The sequence below is a fragment of the Sulfurospirillum diekertiae genome, assembly GCF_002162315.1.
Taxonomy (GTDB): Bacteria; Campylobacterota; Campylobacteria; order Campylobacterales; family Sulfurospirillaceae; genus Sulfurospirillum.
The window spans coordinates 563,995-580,297 of sequence record NZ_CP021416.1; the positions used below are offsets into that span (position 1 = coordinate 563,995).

General features: G+C 40.7%; 13 protein-coding genes, 6 tRNA genes and 1 pseudogene. 13 read left to right on the forward strand and 7 right to left on the reverse strand.

Features of this window, described 5'->3' with window-relative positions; all coding sequences use genetic code 11:
- Window positions 1-26 precede the first annotated feature (26 nt).
- On the forward strand, window positions 27-473 hold the full coding sequence (locus Sdiek1_RS02875) for a hypothetical protein (RefSeq protein ID WP_087437813.1): 447 nt from the start codon (window positions 27-29) through the stop codon (window positions 471-473).
- A gap of 10 nt (window positions 474-483) precedes the next feature.
- On the opposite strand, the gene Sdiek1_RS02880 is transcribed toward Sdiek1_RS02875, so the two are convergent.
- From Sdiek1_RS02880 to Sdiek1_RS02910, 7 genes are all read right to left on the reverse strand, one after another.
- Window positions 484-558, reverse strand: a tRNA-Glu gene (locus tag Sdiek1_RS02880).
- A 25-nt stretch (window positions 559-583) separates the two neighbouring features.
- Window positions 584-659 (reverse strand) — tRNA-Lys (locus tag Sdiek1_RS02885).
- Window positions 660-712: 53 nt separating this feature from the next.
- Window positions 713-789 (reverse strand) — tRNA-Asp (locus tag Sdiek1_RS02890).
- A 7-nt stretch (window positions 790-796) separates the two neighbouring features.
- Window positions 797-872 (reverse strand) — tRNA-Val (locus Sdiek1_RS02895).
- A gap of 28 nt (window positions 873-900) precedes the next feature.
- Window positions 901-976 (reverse strand) — tRNA-Glu (locus Sdiek1_RS02900).
- Between the two features lie 12 nt (window positions 977-988).
- A tRNA-Lys gene (locus Sdiek1_RS02905) sits at window positions 989-1,064 on the reverse strand.
- A gap of 54 nt (window positions 1,065-1,118) precedes the next feature.
- The gene (locus Sdiek1_RS02910; protein ID WP_087437814.1) at window positions 1,119-2,228 is read right to left on the reverse strand and encodes a CinA family protein; all 1,110 of its coding nucleotides are present in this window, start codon (window positions 2,226-2,228) and stop codon (window positions 1,119-1,121) included.
- Between the two features lie 304 nt (window positions 2,229-2,532).
- Between Sdiek1_RS02910 and ileS the strand changes: the two genes are divergently transcribed.
- From ileS to Sdiek1_RS02965, 12 genes and pseudogenes are all read left to right on the forward strand, one after another.
- Entirely contained in the window at window positions 2,533-5,295 is a 2,763-nt protein-coding gene (gene ileS / locus Sdiek1_RS02915; protein ID WP_087437815.1) for an isoleucine--tRNA ligase, read from the forward strand.
- Entirely contained in the window at window positions 5,288-5,431 is a 144-nt protein-coding gene (locus Sdiek1_RS14915; RefSeq protein ID WP_192866765.1) for a hypothetical protein, read from the forward strand. Before ileS ends, Sdiek1_RS14915 begins: the two co-directional genes overlap by 8 nt.
- A 73-nt stretch (window positions 5,432-5,504) precedes the next feature.
- Window positions 5,505-6,863: an Asp-tRNA(Asn)/Glu-tRNA(Gln) amidotransferase subunit GatA gene (gene gatA / locus Sdiek1_RS02920; protein WP_087437816.1), complete on the forward strand. Its 1,359-nt coding sequence runs from the start codon at window positions 5,505-5,507 to the stop codon at window positions 6,861-6,863.
- Between the two features lie 13 nt (window positions 6,864-6,876).
- The gene (guaB, locus tag Sdiek1_RS02925; protein WP_087437817.1) at window positions 6,877-8,325 is read left to right on the forward strand and encodes an IMP dehydrogenase; all 1,449 of its coding nucleotides are present in this window, start codon (window positions 6,877-6,879) and stop codon (window positions 8,323-8,325) included.
- A gap of 64 nt (window positions 8,326-8,389) precedes the next feature.
- A pseudogene (metX, locus tag Sdiek1_RS02930) lies at window positions 8,390-9,554 on the forward strand (homoserine O-acetyltransferase MetX).
- Window positions 9,503-9,706 (forward strand): exodeoxyribonuclease VII small subunit, encoded by a 204-nt coding sequence (gene xseB, locus Sdiek1_RS02935; protein WP_087437818.1) that lies wholly within the window; start codon window positions 9,503-9,505, stop codon window positions 9,704-9,706. The pseudogene metX and the gene xseB overlap by 52 nt, the downstream one beginning before the upstream one ends.
- Window positions 9,703-10,494 carry a carbon-nitrogen hydrolase family protein gene (locus Sdiek1_RS02940; protein WP_087437819.1) on the forward strand — a complete coding sequence of 264 codons (792 nt, stop codon included), beginning with the start codon at window positions 9,703-9,705 and terminating at the stop codon, window positions 10,492-10,494. The genes xseB and Sdiek1_RS02940 overlap by 4 nt, the downstream gene beginning before the upstream one ends.
- Window positions 10,491-11,156: a HesA/MoeB/ThiF family protein gene (locus tag Sdiek1_RS02945; protein WP_087437820.1), complete on the forward strand. Its 666-nt coding sequence runs from the start codon at window positions 10,491-10,493 to the stop codon at window positions 11,154-11,156. Before Sdiek1_RS02940 ends, Sdiek1_RS02945 begins: the two co-directional genes overlap by 4 nt.
- Before the next feature lie 30 nt (window positions 11,157-11,186).
- Window positions 11,187-12,317, forward strand: a complete 1,131-nt coding sequence (locus tag Sdiek1_RS02950; RefSeq protein ID WP_087437821.1) for a succinyldiaminopimelate transaminase — start codon at window positions 11,187-11,189, stop codon at window positions 12,315-12,317.
- Window positions 12,318-12,383: 66 nt separating this feature from the next.
- Entirely contained in the window at window positions 12,384-13,694 is a 1,311-nt protein-coding gene (murC, locus tag Sdiek1_RS02955; RefSeq protein ID WP_087437822.1) for a UDP-N-acetylmuramate--L-alanine ligase, read from the forward strand.
- Window positions 13,694-14,053: a hypothetical protein gene (locus Sdiek1_RS02960; RefSeq protein ID WP_087437823.1), complete on the forward strand. Its 360-nt coding sequence runs from the start codon at window positions 13,694-13,696 to the stop codon at window positions 14,051-14,053. Before murC ends, Sdiek1_RS02960 begins: the two co-directional genes overlap by 1 nt.
- Window positions 14,053-16,254: an endonuclease MutS2 gene (locus Sdiek1_RS02965; RefSeq protein WP_087437824.1), complete on the forward strand. Its 2,202-nt coding sequence runs from the start codon at window positions 14,053-14,055 to the stop codon at window positions 16,252-16,254. The genes Sdiek1_RS02960 and Sdiek1_RS02965 overlap by 1 nt, the downstream gene beginning before the upstream one ends.
- The last annotated feature ends 49 nt before the right edge of the window (window positions 16,255-16,303 follow it).

The following is a 16,303-nucleotide window of genomic DNA, read 5'->3' on the forward strand; positions in this document are numbered from 1 at the left end:
GGCAAAAATTTAAGAGGCTCTCCGTCATGCAAGAGAATTATCTCATAATAGCAATTGTTGCTGTTATTGCCATTGTTCTAATCACTTTATTTATTATTGTTGCAAATTTACAAAAAACGGTTGTTGTAGAAGTGACGCATCATACACAAGAACAAGAAGATAAAGCTCGAAAAGTAGTGATTGAAGAGTTAGTCGATATTGCTGCCAAACGTACTTCTTCTCGCAATGATCTTACCAACGCAATCCTCAAGGTAGCCAAAGAGTGCCCTTTCCCTACCAAAGAAAAAGGAATAGCGCCAAAACTTTCTAAAGTCTATCTCAATTTTATCTTGCTTATTGCAAGCCATCGTAATGCTGATGCAAAATTGATAGCATTTATGGATGAGGAGCTTAAAAAAGCCAATCCAGAATATAAACGTGAAATTGATTTGTATGAAAATGAGGGAATTAATCAAAGGGGAAATAGAATTTAGCTGAGGAAAATGGCGACCCCAGGGGGACTTGAACCCCCGTTCCCGCCTTGAGAGGGCGGTGTCCTAACCACTAGACGATGGGGTCGCACAAGTGTGTTTGTTTAGGACAATGGTGACCCGTGATGGATTCGAACCATCGACCACCTCCTTAAAAGGGAGATGCTCTACCGACTGAGCTAACGAGTCATGCTCAGACAGTTTCATAATACGATAAGAAAATGCTGAGGGAAAATAAAAAGTGGCGCGGCGGACGGGGCTCGAACCCGCGACCCCCGGCGTGACAGGCCGATATTCTAACCAACTGAACTACCGCCGCGCATAAATGGTGGTCGCTATAAGACTCGAACTTATGACATCCACCTTGTAAGGGTGGCGCTCTACCAACTGAGCTAAGCGACCATTATGAACACTAAAGAAGAAATATCAATGGCGACCCCAAGGGGATTTGAACCCCTGTAACCGCCGTGAAAGGGCGGAATCCTGGACCACTAGACGATGGGGTCGCACAGATAAAATGGTGACCCGTGATGGATTCGAACCATCGACCACCTCCTTAAAAGGGAGATGCTCTACCGACTGAGCTAACGAGTCATTCACGTTCTTCTCGTAATGAGGCTGAAATTATAGAGAAAAAAAGTTCATTTGTCAAGACATTTTTTCACTTTTTAGAAAAATATTTTCGCCTACATGTAAAAGCAACTTTAAGGCATGGTAAGCACTTTGGGTTTGAATATACTCACGATCACCTTCCAAAAGAAGTCTTTCGATAAGAATATTACCCTCTTTATTGCGAGCGCCTACATAAACCGTACCAACAGGTTTTTCAATACTTCCTCCCGTTGGCCCTGCAATACCACTGGTAGCGATGGCAAAATCAGAAAGGCTAGCATTGAGAACACCTTCAAGCATTTCACGCACACAGAGCTCACTGACTGCTCCAAAACGTTCGATAGTGTCGTTACTGACTCCTAGCCATGACTCTTTGATTTCATTGGAGTAGGTTACAAGACCCCCTTTGAAAACGGCCGATACACCTGAACGTTTGGTAAGCATAGAAGCAATAAGCCCTCCTGTACAACTCTCTGCAATACTGAGTGTCTTACCATGCGCTTGGAGTGATTCTGCGATATGTTCAATTACGTCAGGGTGATTGATTACTTTTTGAGGAAGAAGCGATTTTGCCGCTTTAAAGAAGCTCTCTAGATTGCCATATTTATTGGAAATTGCTTCGATGGTCATCCAACCGTCAATAATTTTTGCAGGAGTAATGCGAATCTCAAAATTTTGGGCTAAGGGTTCAAGTAAGATTTTAAGAGAATCTTCATCAATATTGATAATGGAAAATAGGGCTGAGCTATTTTTATTTTCAATTAAAACCGTAGGAAGCTTTTTATTTTCACTGGCTTTGATAATATTGATGAGTTTACCATCACGCTCCAAAAGATAGCTATTTTCTTCAAAATGAACTGTTTTAGAAGGAATGAGCATGCCTCCTTTAAGCTCTAGTGACTCTTCTCCTAGTGTTGCAATGACTTTATTGACAAGGTTAAAACTATCATTGGATGTGACAATGACGATTTCATCTGCATGGGTGATGGATTCTTCCAAGACAAAGAAGAGGTCTTTATCGTTTTTATCGATATAGACGGTTTGATCAGGAAGATCAAGATGTTTTGTAATGGTTGCATGAATGTAATTTAAAAATGGCAGATTGTATCGTAGCGCTTTTCCAACTACGATCAAAGAGCTTTTCATAGGAGTACCTTTTTTTTATTTTTTAATAGAGTTCTGGAAGAACTCTTAAAAACGCTTTTGAAGCAAAGCTTTAAAAGCTACGCTAACACTAGGTAATCTTGTGCAGAAAACCCACGCACTTTTTGGTGCTTTGAACGACTAGGGTGCTAAAGCTTGCCAGCGATGTTGGCAGACTAAAACTTTGCATTATATCGTATCACGCATTATACCGTAAGTGCTTCTTAAATCGTTTTTAGATAAACTTGCCTCATTTTAAGAGACGCTTACATGTAAAGAGTTGTAGCTTCCAAGGAGAAATAAATAGATGGACTATAAAGAGACCTTGCTTCTTCCTCAGACCGATTTTCCAATGCGTGGCAACCTCCCTCAAAACGAGCCTGCACGTTATGCCAAGTGGTTTTCCAAAGAGGAGAGTGCTTATGCAAAAATGATCAAAAATAGAGAAAATGCCCCAACGACATTTATTCTTCATGATGGCCCTCCGTATGCCAATGGGCATATTCATATCGGACATGCGCTCAATAAAATTCTCAAAGATGTGATCGTTAAAACCCACTATTTTTTTGGTGAAAAAGTGCGTTACGTTCCAGGTTGGGATTGTCACGGGTTGCCGATTGAGCAACAAGTGGAAAAAAACCTTGGGAAAGAGAAAAAAGACGCCCTTCCAAAAAGTAAAATTCGTGAATTGTGCCGCGAACATGCCCGTAAATTTATTGATATTCAACGCGAAGAGTTTAAATCACTAGGTGTTATTGGCGATTGGGACAATCCGTATATGACGATGAAATTTAAATTTGAAGCGGACATTTACCGTGCTTTGTGCGGCGTTGCAGACAAAGGCCTTTTGGTTGAACGCAGTAAACCAGTCTACTGGTCATGGGCAGCGCGAAGTGCCTTGGCCGAAGCGGAAGTTGAGTATGAAGACAAAGAAGACTACTCTATCTTTGTCGCGTTTGCACTAACGCCTGAGGCGAAAGCAAAACTGGATATTAGCACAGATGCTTCCGTTATCATTTGGACAACAACACCGTGGACACTGCCTGCCAACGTAGGTATTTCGTTTAGCCCCGAAGAAAATTATGTGCTCACAAGTGATGGTTATATCGTCGCTGAGCCTTTACATGTAAAACTTTTAGAGCAAGGTGTGATCGCAGGTGAGATCGTTAAAACCTTTAAAGCCAGTGTGCTTGAAAACAGTTTTGCACTCAATCCGTTGAATGGTCGTAAATCTCAATTTGTTTTAGGTGAGCATGTTACGATGGACGGTGGTAGTGGTTGTGTTCATACCGCTCCTGGGCATGGTGATGATGACTACAAAGTAGGGCTTCGTTACGGGCTTGAAGTGATTATGCCTGTGGATGAGCGCGGTTGTTACGATGAAACCGTCGTTCGTTTAGGACTCCTTCCGGATGCTGAGAGTTTTGTAGGCGAGCATATCTTTAAATGCAACGAGCGTATTTTAGAACTTTTGGGCACACGCCTTTTGAAATGCTCCAAATTTACGCACTCCTATCCCTTCTGTTGGAGAACGCATCAACCGGTCATTTACCGTGCAACCAAACAGTGGTTTGTCGCAATGGATGAAGCCGTTGGCGGACGCGCGAGTCTTCGTAAAATGGCGATGGATGAGCTTGGAAAAGTTCGTTTTTATCCCAAATCAGGCATTAATCGCTTAGGTTCAATGATTGAAAATCGTCCCGATTGGTGTATCTCACGCCAACGTGATTGGGGTGTACCAATAGCGTTTTTTAGAGATAAAACAACCGGTAAACCTATCTTTGACACCAACGTTGTGAGCCATATTGCAAACATCTTTGAAGAAAAAGGTGCGGATGCGTGGTGGGATTTAGAGATCAAAGACCTTTTGGTTGCCAATAGCGGTTACAACCCTGAAAATCTCGAAAAAGTGATGGATATTTTGGATGTCTGGTTTGATAGCGGTAGCACATGGAAAGCGGTGCTTCAATCCACTGACTACGATGCTGGAAGTTATCCTGCAACCATGTATTTTGAAGGAAGCGATCAACACCGCGGTTGGTTTCAAAGCTCACTGCTCGTTAGCACCGCAAACAATGGCATTGCACCGTATCAAAAAGTTTTGACACACGGTTTTACCATGGATGAAAAGGGTGAAAAAATGAGCAAATCGAAGGGAAATGTTATTTCCCCAATCGATATTGCAAAAAGCCATGGTGTCGAAATTTTACGTCTTTGGGCAGCCACAAGTGAATATATGAGCGACCAAAAAATCAGCGATAATATCTTAAAACAAGTCAGCGAGCAGTACCGTAAAATTCGTAACACATTCCGATTTTTACTAGCAAACATCAATGATTTAGAGACCATCTTGCCTTATGAGCAGATGGGTGTGCTGGATCAATGGATTTTAGCGCATGCTAAAGCGGTTTTTGATGAGGCTGAAGGGTATTTCAGAGAGTATGAATTTTCTAAAGGATTTGCCCTTTTAAACCATTTTATTGCCGTGGAACTCAGTGGCATTTATCTGGATATTTCCAAAGATCGACTCTATTGTAATGCGAAAAATGACACGATTCGTCTCTCTGCACAAAGTGCAATGGCATTGATTGCTGAAAAATTAATGGTCTTAATGGCACCAACCTTGACCTATACGATTGATGAGATGATGGAGTATGCCCCCGCCATCTTAAAAAGCAAAGGTGAAAATGTTTTTGACCTTGTGTATGCATCACTTCCAAATATGACAACAGCTTTCGATGAAGCCTATATGGTAGAAGCACGTGAAAAATTCTTTGAAATTGTGGATGCCCTTAAAAAAGAGAAGATCATCAAATCAACTTTAGAGTTGGTACTTCAAACCAGTTCACCTAAAATTGCTGCATTGGAAAAAGTAGATGCGGAAGATTGGTTTACGGTCAGTAAAGTGATTGAACATATGGAAACGGGTGAAATGGGCGTATTTGAAGTCGCAGGAGATCACTTTAAAATATTTAAAGCTGCCAAATGCAAATGTCCACGTTGTTGGAAATACCGTGCTAAAAGCGAAGAAGAACTTTGCCACCGATGTAATGAGGCTTTAAATGTTTGATTTGAGCGCTCCTGTGCAGTTAAGTTTTATTTTTATGACGATTGGTGCTATTTTCGTGGTGATTGGAGTGTGTATTTATCTGATCAATGTCAAAACAAAAAAATTAAAATCTGCCGACAAAGGCAGTAAACTTTGAAAAACCGCAAGGTGAAAAGAGCTTCAATGCCTTTGTGCCAAAGTGTTTTATAAATAATGATAAAGGAGAGGCGTTGATAACCTTAAAAGAGGCATTAAAACTTCCCAAAGAAGAGATCGAAGCATTTCGAACTGATTTAAAGCAAAAAATAGAAGCAACAAAAAGTTTGGGTGCCTATGTCGAGCAGCTTACATGTAAAACGATTAGTGAGTATGGTTCAGGCATTCCGATTGCCATTAAAGATAATATTCAAGTGAATGGTTGGGAAGTCACGAGTGGCTCTAACATCCTTCAAGGCTATGTCGCGCCTTATAACGCAACGGTTATTGATAATATGGTGCGTCATGGACTCTCTCCGTTTGGTCGTACCAACATGGACGAATTTGCGATGGGAAGCTCCACCGAATCTTCATTTTATGGCAAAACACTCAACCCTCACAATCCCAAATGCGTTCCTGGTGGAAGTAGTGGTGGTAGTGCTGCAGCTGTTGCTGGCGGCATTGCCATCGCAGCACTTGGAAGTGATACGGGTGGCAGTATTCGCCAACCCGCAGCTTTTTGTGGCTGCGTTGGTTTAAAGCCAACCTATGGAAAAGTAAGCCGTTACGGTTTGGGTGCGTATTCAAGTTCCCTTGACCAAATTGGACCAATTACACAAAATGTTGAAGATGCGGCTATTTTATATGACATTATCGCAGGGCATGAGCCAAAAGACTCTACCAGTGCCAACATGGCACATCAAAGTGTCGCAGACAAACTGAATGCGAACCGTAAAATGACGATTGCTGTCATTGAAAACTACTTGAATGAAGCAAGTCCTGAAGTGCGTGAACGTATGATGGATGGTATTCGTGCACTCGAAAAAGCGGGTCATAAAATCATTTATCGCAATTTTATTAACTCGAAATATGACATCGCAACCTATTATGTGATTGCAACGGCAGAAGCGAGCGCAAACCTCAGTCGTTACGATGGTGTTCGTTATGGAAACCGTGGAAGCAATGAAAACCTGAAAGAGATGTTTATTCAAAGTAGAAGTCTTGGCTTTGGTGAAGAGGTTAAACGAAGAATTCTCCTTGGAACCTTTGTTTTAAGCAGTGGTTATTATGATGCGTATTACATCAAAGCTCAAAAGGCGCGTCATTTTATCAAAGCGCAGTATGAATCCATTTTTAAAGAGGCTGATCTGATTTTTATGCCAGTAACGCCAACGAGTGCGTTTGAGTTTGGTTCAAAAGCAGATCCATTGGAAATGTACTTGAGTGATATTTATACCATTTCACTCAATCTTACAGGACTTCCAGGTATTTCGGTTCCTCTTGGAATGGATAGCAAAGGGCTTCCTGTTGGTGGACAACTTATTGGTCAAGCGTATGGTGAGCAAGCACTTTTAGATGGAGCGCTTAGCTTAGAGAGAGAATTAGGGTTATAGGAGAAGGACACACATGAAAATTAGAAAAAGAGCATTAACATTTGAAGACGTATTATTGGTACCAAAGTATTCTGAGATTTTGCCTAAAGAGGTTGATATTAAAACAAAATTAACGAAGAATATTACACTAAATATCCCTCTTGTATCGGCTGCAATGGATACCGTAACAGAGCACCGTGCGGCTATTATGATGGCACGTCTTGGAGGGCTTGGAATTATTCATAAAAATATGGATATTGAATCCCAAGTACGTGAAATCAGACGTGTGAAAAAAAGTGAAAGTGGTATCATCATTGATCCTGTTTCAATTAAAGCCAAAGCGACGCTGAAAGAAGCCCTTGCCATTATGTCAGAGTACCGCATTTCAGGTGTCCCTGTAATTGATGATAACGATATCTTGATTGGTATTTTAACCAACCGCGATCTCCGTTTTGAAAATGACTATAGTAAAAATGTTGAAGAGCTCATGACCAAAATGCCTTTGATTACGGTTAAAAAAGGCACAACGTTGGATGATGCTGAAGCAATTTTTAGAACCAATAAAGTTGAAAAACTTCCTATTGTAGATGAAAATAACAAACTAGCAGGTTTGATTACGATTAAAGATCTAAAAAAGCGCCAAGAGTATCCTCATGCTAACAAAGATGAGTTTGGTAGACTTCGTGTGGGAGCAGCTATTGGTGTAGGTCAACTGGATCGTGCTCGTGCGCTCGTAGAAGCCGGTGCCGATGTTTTAGTTTTAGACTCAGCACACGGTCATTCAAAAGGGATTATTGATACCGTTAAACTGATCAAAAAAGAGCTTAAAGTTGATATTATTGCAGGGAATATTGCAACTTCAGAAGCGGCACTTGCTCTTGTTGAAGCGGGAGCTGATGGCATTAAAGTGGGCATAGGACCTGGAAGTATTTGTACCACACGTATTGTTTCAGGCGTGGGTGTACCTCAGATGACAGCAATTGAAGAGTGTTCAGATGTTGGCCGTAAATACGGCGTTCCCATCATTGCCGATGGCGGTATTAAGTATTCAGGTGACTTCGCAAAAGCTTTAGCCGCTGGAGCTCAAAGTGTTATGGTTGGAAGTTTACTTGCTGGAACCGATGAGAGTCCTGGCGAGCTTATTACGTACCAAGGACGCCAATATAAAACCTATCGTGGCATGGGAAGTATTGGGGCAATGACGAAGGGAAGTAGTGATCGTTATTTCCAAGAAGGAACGGCTGCTGATAAACTTGTACCGGAGGGTATTGAAGGACGTGTTCCTCATGCTGGTTCTATTCGTGATGTCATTTTCCAACTCGTGGGAGGCCTTAGATCTTCTATGGGGTATGTGGGCGCACGTGATATTATTGATTATCAAGAGAAAGCTGAATTTGTTGAAATTACCAGTGCGGGTCTTAAAGAGAGCCATGTACATGATGTTATCATCACACACGAAGCACCTAATTATAGAGTCAACTAATGATTAAGCAACACTATACGCTTTTAAAAAAGTATAGTGTTGCGTTTTACATGTAAGGAAATGTGTGAAAATTCAAACGGCTATTGCCCATTTCGATGAACCGCTCTATTTAGAGAGTGGTCGTATCTTAGAAACCTATGATCTTAAGTATGAGACGTACGGTGACATGAACGAGACCAAAAGCAATGTTATTGTCGTCTTTCATGCCCTCACAGGAAGTTATCATGCGGCAGGTCGCTATGAAGGCGAAACGAAAGCGGGCTGGTGGGATCCTCTCATAGGCGATGGAAAAATCATTGATACAACAAAGTTTTGTGTCATTTGTGTTAACATCTTAGGAAGCTGTTTTGGCTCCACGGGACCTATGAGCATCAATGCTAAAACCAAAGAACCACTACGCCTTAAATTCCCCGTTTTAACGATCAGTGATATGGTTAGAGCCCAAATGAACCTTTTTACCAGACTGGGGATTAAAGAGGCTTATGCAATTATTGGGGGTTCGCTTGGAGGCATGCAGGGGCTTTGTATGTCCATTGAGTATCCCGATTTTGCCAAACGGGTCATACTGCTTGCAACTACCTATGCGACAGGTCCTTGGGCAATTGCGTGGAATAAAATTGCCATAGAAGGCATTGTCAATGACCCTCGATTTAAAAATGGTAATTACGATGCCTCTGATTTTGAAGAAGAGGGACTGCTCAGCTTTGCGATTGGTCGTATGGCGGGGCACATTAGCTTTTTAAGCCCTTATTCGATGAATAAAAAATTTGGACGCAATTACGTTGAGACGGACGGTTTGTACGAACTTTTCGGACGTTTTCAGGTGGAGCGTTACATGGAGTATAATGGCTACAGTTTTGCCAAGCGATTTGATCCGTTAAGCTATCTTTATATTATCAAAGCGATGAATATATTTGATGCAACACGTAATTATGACTCGTTAGAAGACTCGCTCAAGTTTATCAAAGCGAAACTCACCCTTATCTCATTTCAAGGCGATTGTCTGTTTATGCCTGAAGAGATGGCTTTGATCAAGACAACGATGGAAAATATGGGCAGAAGTGATCGTGTGGATTATGTCTGTATTGACAGTCAGTATGGGCACGACGCCTTTTTTAGTTGAGTACGATAAGTTTGATTTTTATATTAAAAAAAGCACTGGAAGCGAAGGTATAAGATGCAAGAAGAGAAACAAAGTTTTGAAACAAAGCTTGAGAACGCCAAAGTGATTTTAGAGACACTTTCAAATCCTGAGCTCTCCTTGGAAGAGGGAATGAAGAAGTACCAAGAAGGCATTGCCATTTTAAAAGAAGCAAACAAAATGCTTGAAGAGGCAAAATTAACCTATACAAAATTGCAAGAGAAGGAAGAATTGGCATGAAAATAGCGGCATTGCAACTCAGTACACTTCCAATGAGCGAAGCAAAACTCGATTATTACTTTCGCATTTGCAAACAAAAAGAGGTTGAGGTGGTGCTGTTAAGCGAATACGCACTTAACAGTTTTTTCAAAGAGTTAGAAAGTATGCCACTTTCAATGATTAAAGAACAATCCAATCATAAAATTGAAGTTTTGAAAAAATTGTGTGCGGATTATGATTTACATGTTATTGCCCCGATTGTCAATATTAAAGGGGAGTTTTGCTACAAATGCAATGCTCATTTTTCGGCTAAATCGGTGCATTTTTTTGATCAACAATTTTTAATTAATTATAAACACTGGAATGAAGAGAAATTTTTTGCCAATGCGGTTTCAAAATATGTGTTACCTATCTTTTTACACAATGGTATTCGCTTTGGTATTGTCAGTGGGTATGAGCTTCATTTTGATACTGTTTGGATGGAAGTAATGAAGAAAAATGTGGATGTGGTGCTTACACCAACTTCATCTACATTTGATTCAGCACACCGTTGGGAAGAGCTTCTCAAAATGAGAGCAATGTTAAACAATGTCTATATTTTAAGAGCCAACCGTGTGGGAAGCTACAAAGAAGACGAGACATGGCAATTTTATGGCAAAAGCAGTCTGATTTCTCCTTTTGGTGAGGTCGAACTCACTTTGGGTGATAAAGAAGAGATGCTCGTTGCCACCATCGAAAAGGAGAGCCTCGCAGAAGCGAGAAAGCTTTGGGGATGGAAAAAACAGGTGAGTAAGCGAGAAAGCGTATGATGCACTATTTCCACAGACAAGTACAGCTCTGGGGAGAAGAGACACAACAAAGTTTACAACGTAAAAAGATTGTCATCATTGGTTGTGGAGGTCTGGGAAGCTCTTTGGCGTATGCGCTAGGAAGTTCAGGGATTGGTGAAATTCACCTCGTGGATTTTGATGAAGTCAGTGTGCATAACATTCATCGTCAAATCGCCTTTAAAATAGGGGATGAAGGAAAACTCAAAGCCGATGTGGTGAAAGAGAGTATTGAAGCGCGTTGCCCTTTTGTTAAGGTTTATGCGCATATAGGACGTTTGGAAGTCTTTACATGTAAAGAGATAGACGTCGATCTCATCATTGATGCAACTGACAATTTACCAACACGCAGCTTAATTGATGCGTATGCTAAAGAGGTGAAAACGCCATGGATTTATGGCTCAGTCGAAGCCTTTAATGGGCAAGTCTGCTTTTTTGAGCAGAGCAGTTTTTCTGCCTTCAAGATTAGTGACAAAAAGCCTTCAGGTATTGCTGCACCCATTGTGATGCACATAGCCTCTTTGCAAGCGAATCTAGCACTGCGTTATTTAGCAGGGCTTAGTGTTAAAAAAGATTTGCTTTATTATCTGTTTATCAATGAAGAGGGTGAACTCATCACCCAAAAATTTGGAATGCCACACTAAAAAATTGTTTTACATGTAAAAGGAAAACCATTGCATTTTGAACCCTATCCCTTTGAAAAATTAACGGAATTACTGAAAGATATTACGCCAAATAGTGCGTATCCAGCGGTTACCTTAACCATTGGTGAACCACAGTTTGAGACACCTGATTTTATTCAAGAAGCACTCAAAGAAAATGCGCATTTACTCAAAAAATACCCCAAATCTTCGGGCGAAGCATATGTCAATGACGCACAACGCAGTTTTGTGAAAAAGCGTTTTGGCGTTGAACTTAAAGCCAGTGAGTTAATCTCTGTTTTTGGAACGAAAGAGGTGCTCTTTAATTTTCCACAGTACCTTCTCCACGACAAACAAAACCCTGTGATGGCGTATCCAAACCCTTTTTATCAAATTTACGAAGGTGCAGCCATTGCAAGTCGCGCTCGAGTTGTGCATCTGAATTTGACGAAAGAGAACGGATTTAAGCCAGATATTCATTTAGCTGCTCTTAAAGAAGCGGATTTGATTATTCTTAATTCTCCCAATAACCCTACCACTTCGGTGTTAAGCCTTGAAGAACTAGGTGAGTGGGTAAAGTTTGCCCTAAAATACGATATTGTTCTTCTCAATGATGAGTGTTACAGTGAACTTTACGTGGGCGAAAAGCCAGCCTCTTTGTTGGAGGCCTCTTTACATGTAGGCAATGATACCTTCAAAAATATTTTGGTTCTGAATTCTCTTTCCAAACGAAGTTCAGCTCCTGGTTTACGATCAGGTTTTATTGCAGGCGATGAGAGAATCCTCAGTGGTTATGCAAAGTATCGCACCTATGTGGGAGCAGCGATTCCCTTGCCGCTCCAGAAAGCATCGGCTGCAGCGTGGAATGATATGGAACATGTGGAGTTGGCACGTGCACAATACGCAAAGAATCTTTACTTAGCACATGAAATTTTAGGCGTACCTGCCATTAATGCAACGTTTTATGTTTGGTTAGAAGTGAAGAATGATTTGGAGTTTACATGTAAGCTGTATGAGCAGAAAAATATCAAAGTTTTGCCAGGTCGTTTCTTAGGGCGTGGCGGAGTTGGTGAAAACTATGTGCGCATTGCTCTTGTTGAAAATAGTGTGAAAACAGAACAAATTTTAAAAGAGATTAGCGATTTTATTTCTGCTTCAAAATAAGCAGTCTAGCTTTTCAAGCTTGGCTTGTAAAGCGTGTAAAAATAGATTATGTATGAAGGATAATGGTTGAAAAAGGTTCATTTTGTAGGAATCGGCGGAATCGGGCTTTCCGCATTAGCAAAATATTTAAAACAAGAGGGTTATGAGATTACAGGTTCAGATGTTAAAGCCAGTAAAATTACAGCAGGCTTAGAAGAGATGGGCATTTCTGTGCATATTCCTCACGATCCAGCGTGTATTACCGATCAAGATTTAGTGGTGTTTTCAGCGGTTATTAAACCTGATAATATAGAGTTAGTAAGAGCACGTGAGAAAAATATGACGATCATGCCACGTCGTGAAGCTCTTTTGTTTATTTTGAAAAATAGACGTGTTTTTTCAGTCTGTGGAGCACATGGCAAAAGTACAACCAGCGCGATGCTCGCTTCGATGGTAGAAGGCTCTTTAGTTATTGGTGCAGAGAGTAAGCAGTATGGCTCTAATATGTACTACAAAGAGGGAAATAATGTTATTTTTGAAGCCGATGAGAGTGACGCGAGCTTTTTAAACTCCAATCCGTACATTGCGATTGTCACCAATGCTGAGCCTGAGCATATGGAGTATTATAATTATGATTATGACCGATTTTATGGTGCATATCGTCACTTTTTAGAGAGTGCTAAGATTCGTGTCATTAATGCAGAAGATCCCTTTTTGAGTACCCTTCATGAGCTTGAAGCAGATCGCCTTTATCCAAGTCGAGATATTAGTGGTATTGAAACTGTGATGCGAAACGGTGAACCTTTTACCTCATTCGTTCTTAAAGATTTAGGACATTTTGAAGTGTGGGGGATTGGTGCCCATATGGCACTTGATGCTTCACTCGCAATTTTGGCAAGTTTGCATGAGATGGATGTCGATACGGCACGCGAAAAATTGAAAAGCTACCAAGGGATTAAAAAGCGTTTTGATCTTTTGACAAAGAGTGAAAATTTTGCACTCATTGATGATTATGGTCATCATCCCACTGAGATTAAAGCAACATTGCAATCAGCCAAAAAATATGCTGAACTCATGGGACTTACAAAGATTACAGCGATTTGGCAACCACACAAATACTCACGTACGATTGATAATTTAGAGAGTTTTGTCAACTGCTTTGAAGGCGTGGATCAGCTTATCATTTTACCGGTTTGGAAAGCAGGTGAAAAAGAGGTTTTCATTGATTTCGAAAAAGAGTTCGCACGCTATGCGCCACTCTTACCACCACGAATTTATCGAAATGGAAATAGTATTGAGATATCTCCTTGCGAAGCGAACCAACACATAGTTAATGAAGGTTTGGTGATTAGTTTTGGTGCGGGAGATATAACCTATCAACTCAGAGGAGTTATGTGATGCAACTTTTACTTCTTTTAGCACTCGTGTTTCTTATTGCTTCTGTTATCGCTGCCAAAAAGAGCACTTTTTCTAAAAAAGCAAAAGGAGGACTGTTTATTGTCCTTGCCCTTCTCCTCGCTCTTGCCTGGTGGTATGAAGCACAAAGTCGTCAGAACAGTGAAGAAAACCGTTTGATGATTAGTGCGTTCAAACAAGGTAAATCGCTCTATTGTGATGGGCGAGAAATTTCTTCGGATACATTTGTTTTTGTGAATGGAACGCTTAGTTTTATTGCAAACAATAACAATCAAAATGACAGAGGTGTTGTCATCGATATAGCGACATGCACGCTTGAAAAAGTGAAAGTAAATCCCTAATGGAAAAACTTTTTTCAAAACTGGATTTGGTCGATTATGCCCAAAGCTTTAAACACTTTTTAGCACGTGAAAAACCCCTCTTTATGGAGGGTGATGCCAACTTGCATTATAAATTGATTCACGAGCTCCTTACCCGTGATCGCCTCAAGCCTCTGCCTGAAGTTCCTTCTTTGGATGTAGCACTCATGCATCTTAGTAAGATGGGGATACTTCGCCTCAATGAAATTTTTGCGTTTGTCCAAATTGTCAAATATATGCAATATCTCAAAAATATGTTGATTGATCAAAGTCTGGGCGAATGGATGGAACGAATTCTGATTCCGCAAGAGATTACACAAATTTGTGACTATTTTGATGAGAAAGGGGAACTAAAACCTAGCGTTGATGAGCAATTCGCCAACATTGCCCAAAGTCTCAAAATGGTGAAAGATGAGATGAACAGCACGCTTCGTCGTCTCATCTCCACTGAAAAAATAGCCCTCTATCTTGCCGATAAGCAGATTCACTATATCAATAATCAAGAAGCACTTTTGGTTCGCGGTGGTTTTAACCATGTGCTCAAAGGTAATGTTATTGGACGTAGTAGTAGTGGATTTTTCTATGTCGTACCTGAATCTTTAGGCAAACTCGTGAGTCGCGAAAGTGAACTGATAGACCGCAAAGAAGAGCTGGTTTACAAGTACGCCAAGCAAATCTCTTCAGTGTTTACGAAACAGCTCAAATTTTTGGGTTTCGTGAACAAAGAGTTTGATCGTTTTGATGCTTACTATGCCAGAGTGGCGTATGCGAGAGAAAAAGATATGGAGTTTGTGCTTCCTTCTAAGAGTAATACTATTAAACTTGAAAATTTTGCGCATCCAGCCCTTGTCAATCCAAAACCCATTACGATTAATTTTAGTAAACAGGTTTTAATGATAACCGGTGTGAATGCGGGTGGTAAGACAATGCTTTTAAAATCCATCCTCTCGGCTGCCATTTTGAGTAAATACCTGCTTCCAATGCGCATTGATGCCAAACATTCGAGTATTGGTTCTTTTAAAGAGGTATTTGCCATTTTGGATGATCCTCAAAATGTCAAAAATGACATTTCAACTTTTGCTGGGCGGATGAATGAGTTTAGTAAACTTTTTGGTAAGAAAGTAGCACTCATTGGTGTGGATGAGATTGAGCTGGGAACAGACGCGGATGAAGCGGCCAATCTTTTTAAAGTGATGATCGAAAAACTGATCGACAAAGAGATGAAAATCGTCATTACTACCCACCATAAACGCTTAGCTTCTTTGCTTGCCACGCATCCTGAAGTTGAACTTTTGGCCGCAATTTACGATGAAAAGAGCGAGCGTCCCACATACGGCTTTCTCAAAGGAACGATTGGTCGAAGTTATGCCTTTGAAACAGCCCTTCGCTATGGTATTCCTCAGTCTCTCGTTGCAGAAGCACGCGTTTTGTACGGCGAAGACAAAGAAAAGCTCAATGAGCTCATTCAAAAAAATATTGACTTAGAGCTTGAAATGCGCAAAACGTCAGAAGAGCTTGATGCGAGACTTCGTGAGGTAGAAAAACTTAAAGAGTCTTTGCGCGATGAAAAAGAGCGCGTGAGAGAAGAGTTTGATTCTGCATATTCTAAAATGTCAAAAGAGTTCAATCAAGCAATTGGTGAAGCAAAAAAAGCGATTAAAAGTTCGGATACCAAAGAGTCACATCGTCTGTTAAACAAAGCCAACCAATTGCACCAAGAGACACGTAAAGTGATTCCCGATCAAAAAGCAGAGCCTTTACATGTAAACGATAAAATCAAATACGGAAGCTCCAAAGGCATCATTAAAAGCATTAAAAAAGAGGAAGCAACCATCGAGTGTGATGGCATTATGCTTCGTGTCCCTCTCTCTAAACTCAAGCGAACGGGCAATCAACCTAAAGTGCATAAAGCAGGTGTTGTCATCTCCAAAGAGACACCGAGTGGTTCGATGATTTTAGATTTGCACGGGCTTAGAGCTGATGAAGCGGTTGAAAGACTTGATAAATTTTTAAGTGATGCTCTGATGAGTGGTTTTGATGAGGTTTTGGTGTATCATGGTATTGGTACGGGAAAGTTAGCGTATGCAGTAAGAACCTTTTTAAGCACCTATCCATCACTCGTTTCCTATGGTGATGCACCGATTAATATGGGTGGTTATGGTGCTACATTGATTAAACTTTAAAAAAGCTTGATGTTAGAGAATAAACGAAGAAAGAGTATCAACTCTAAAC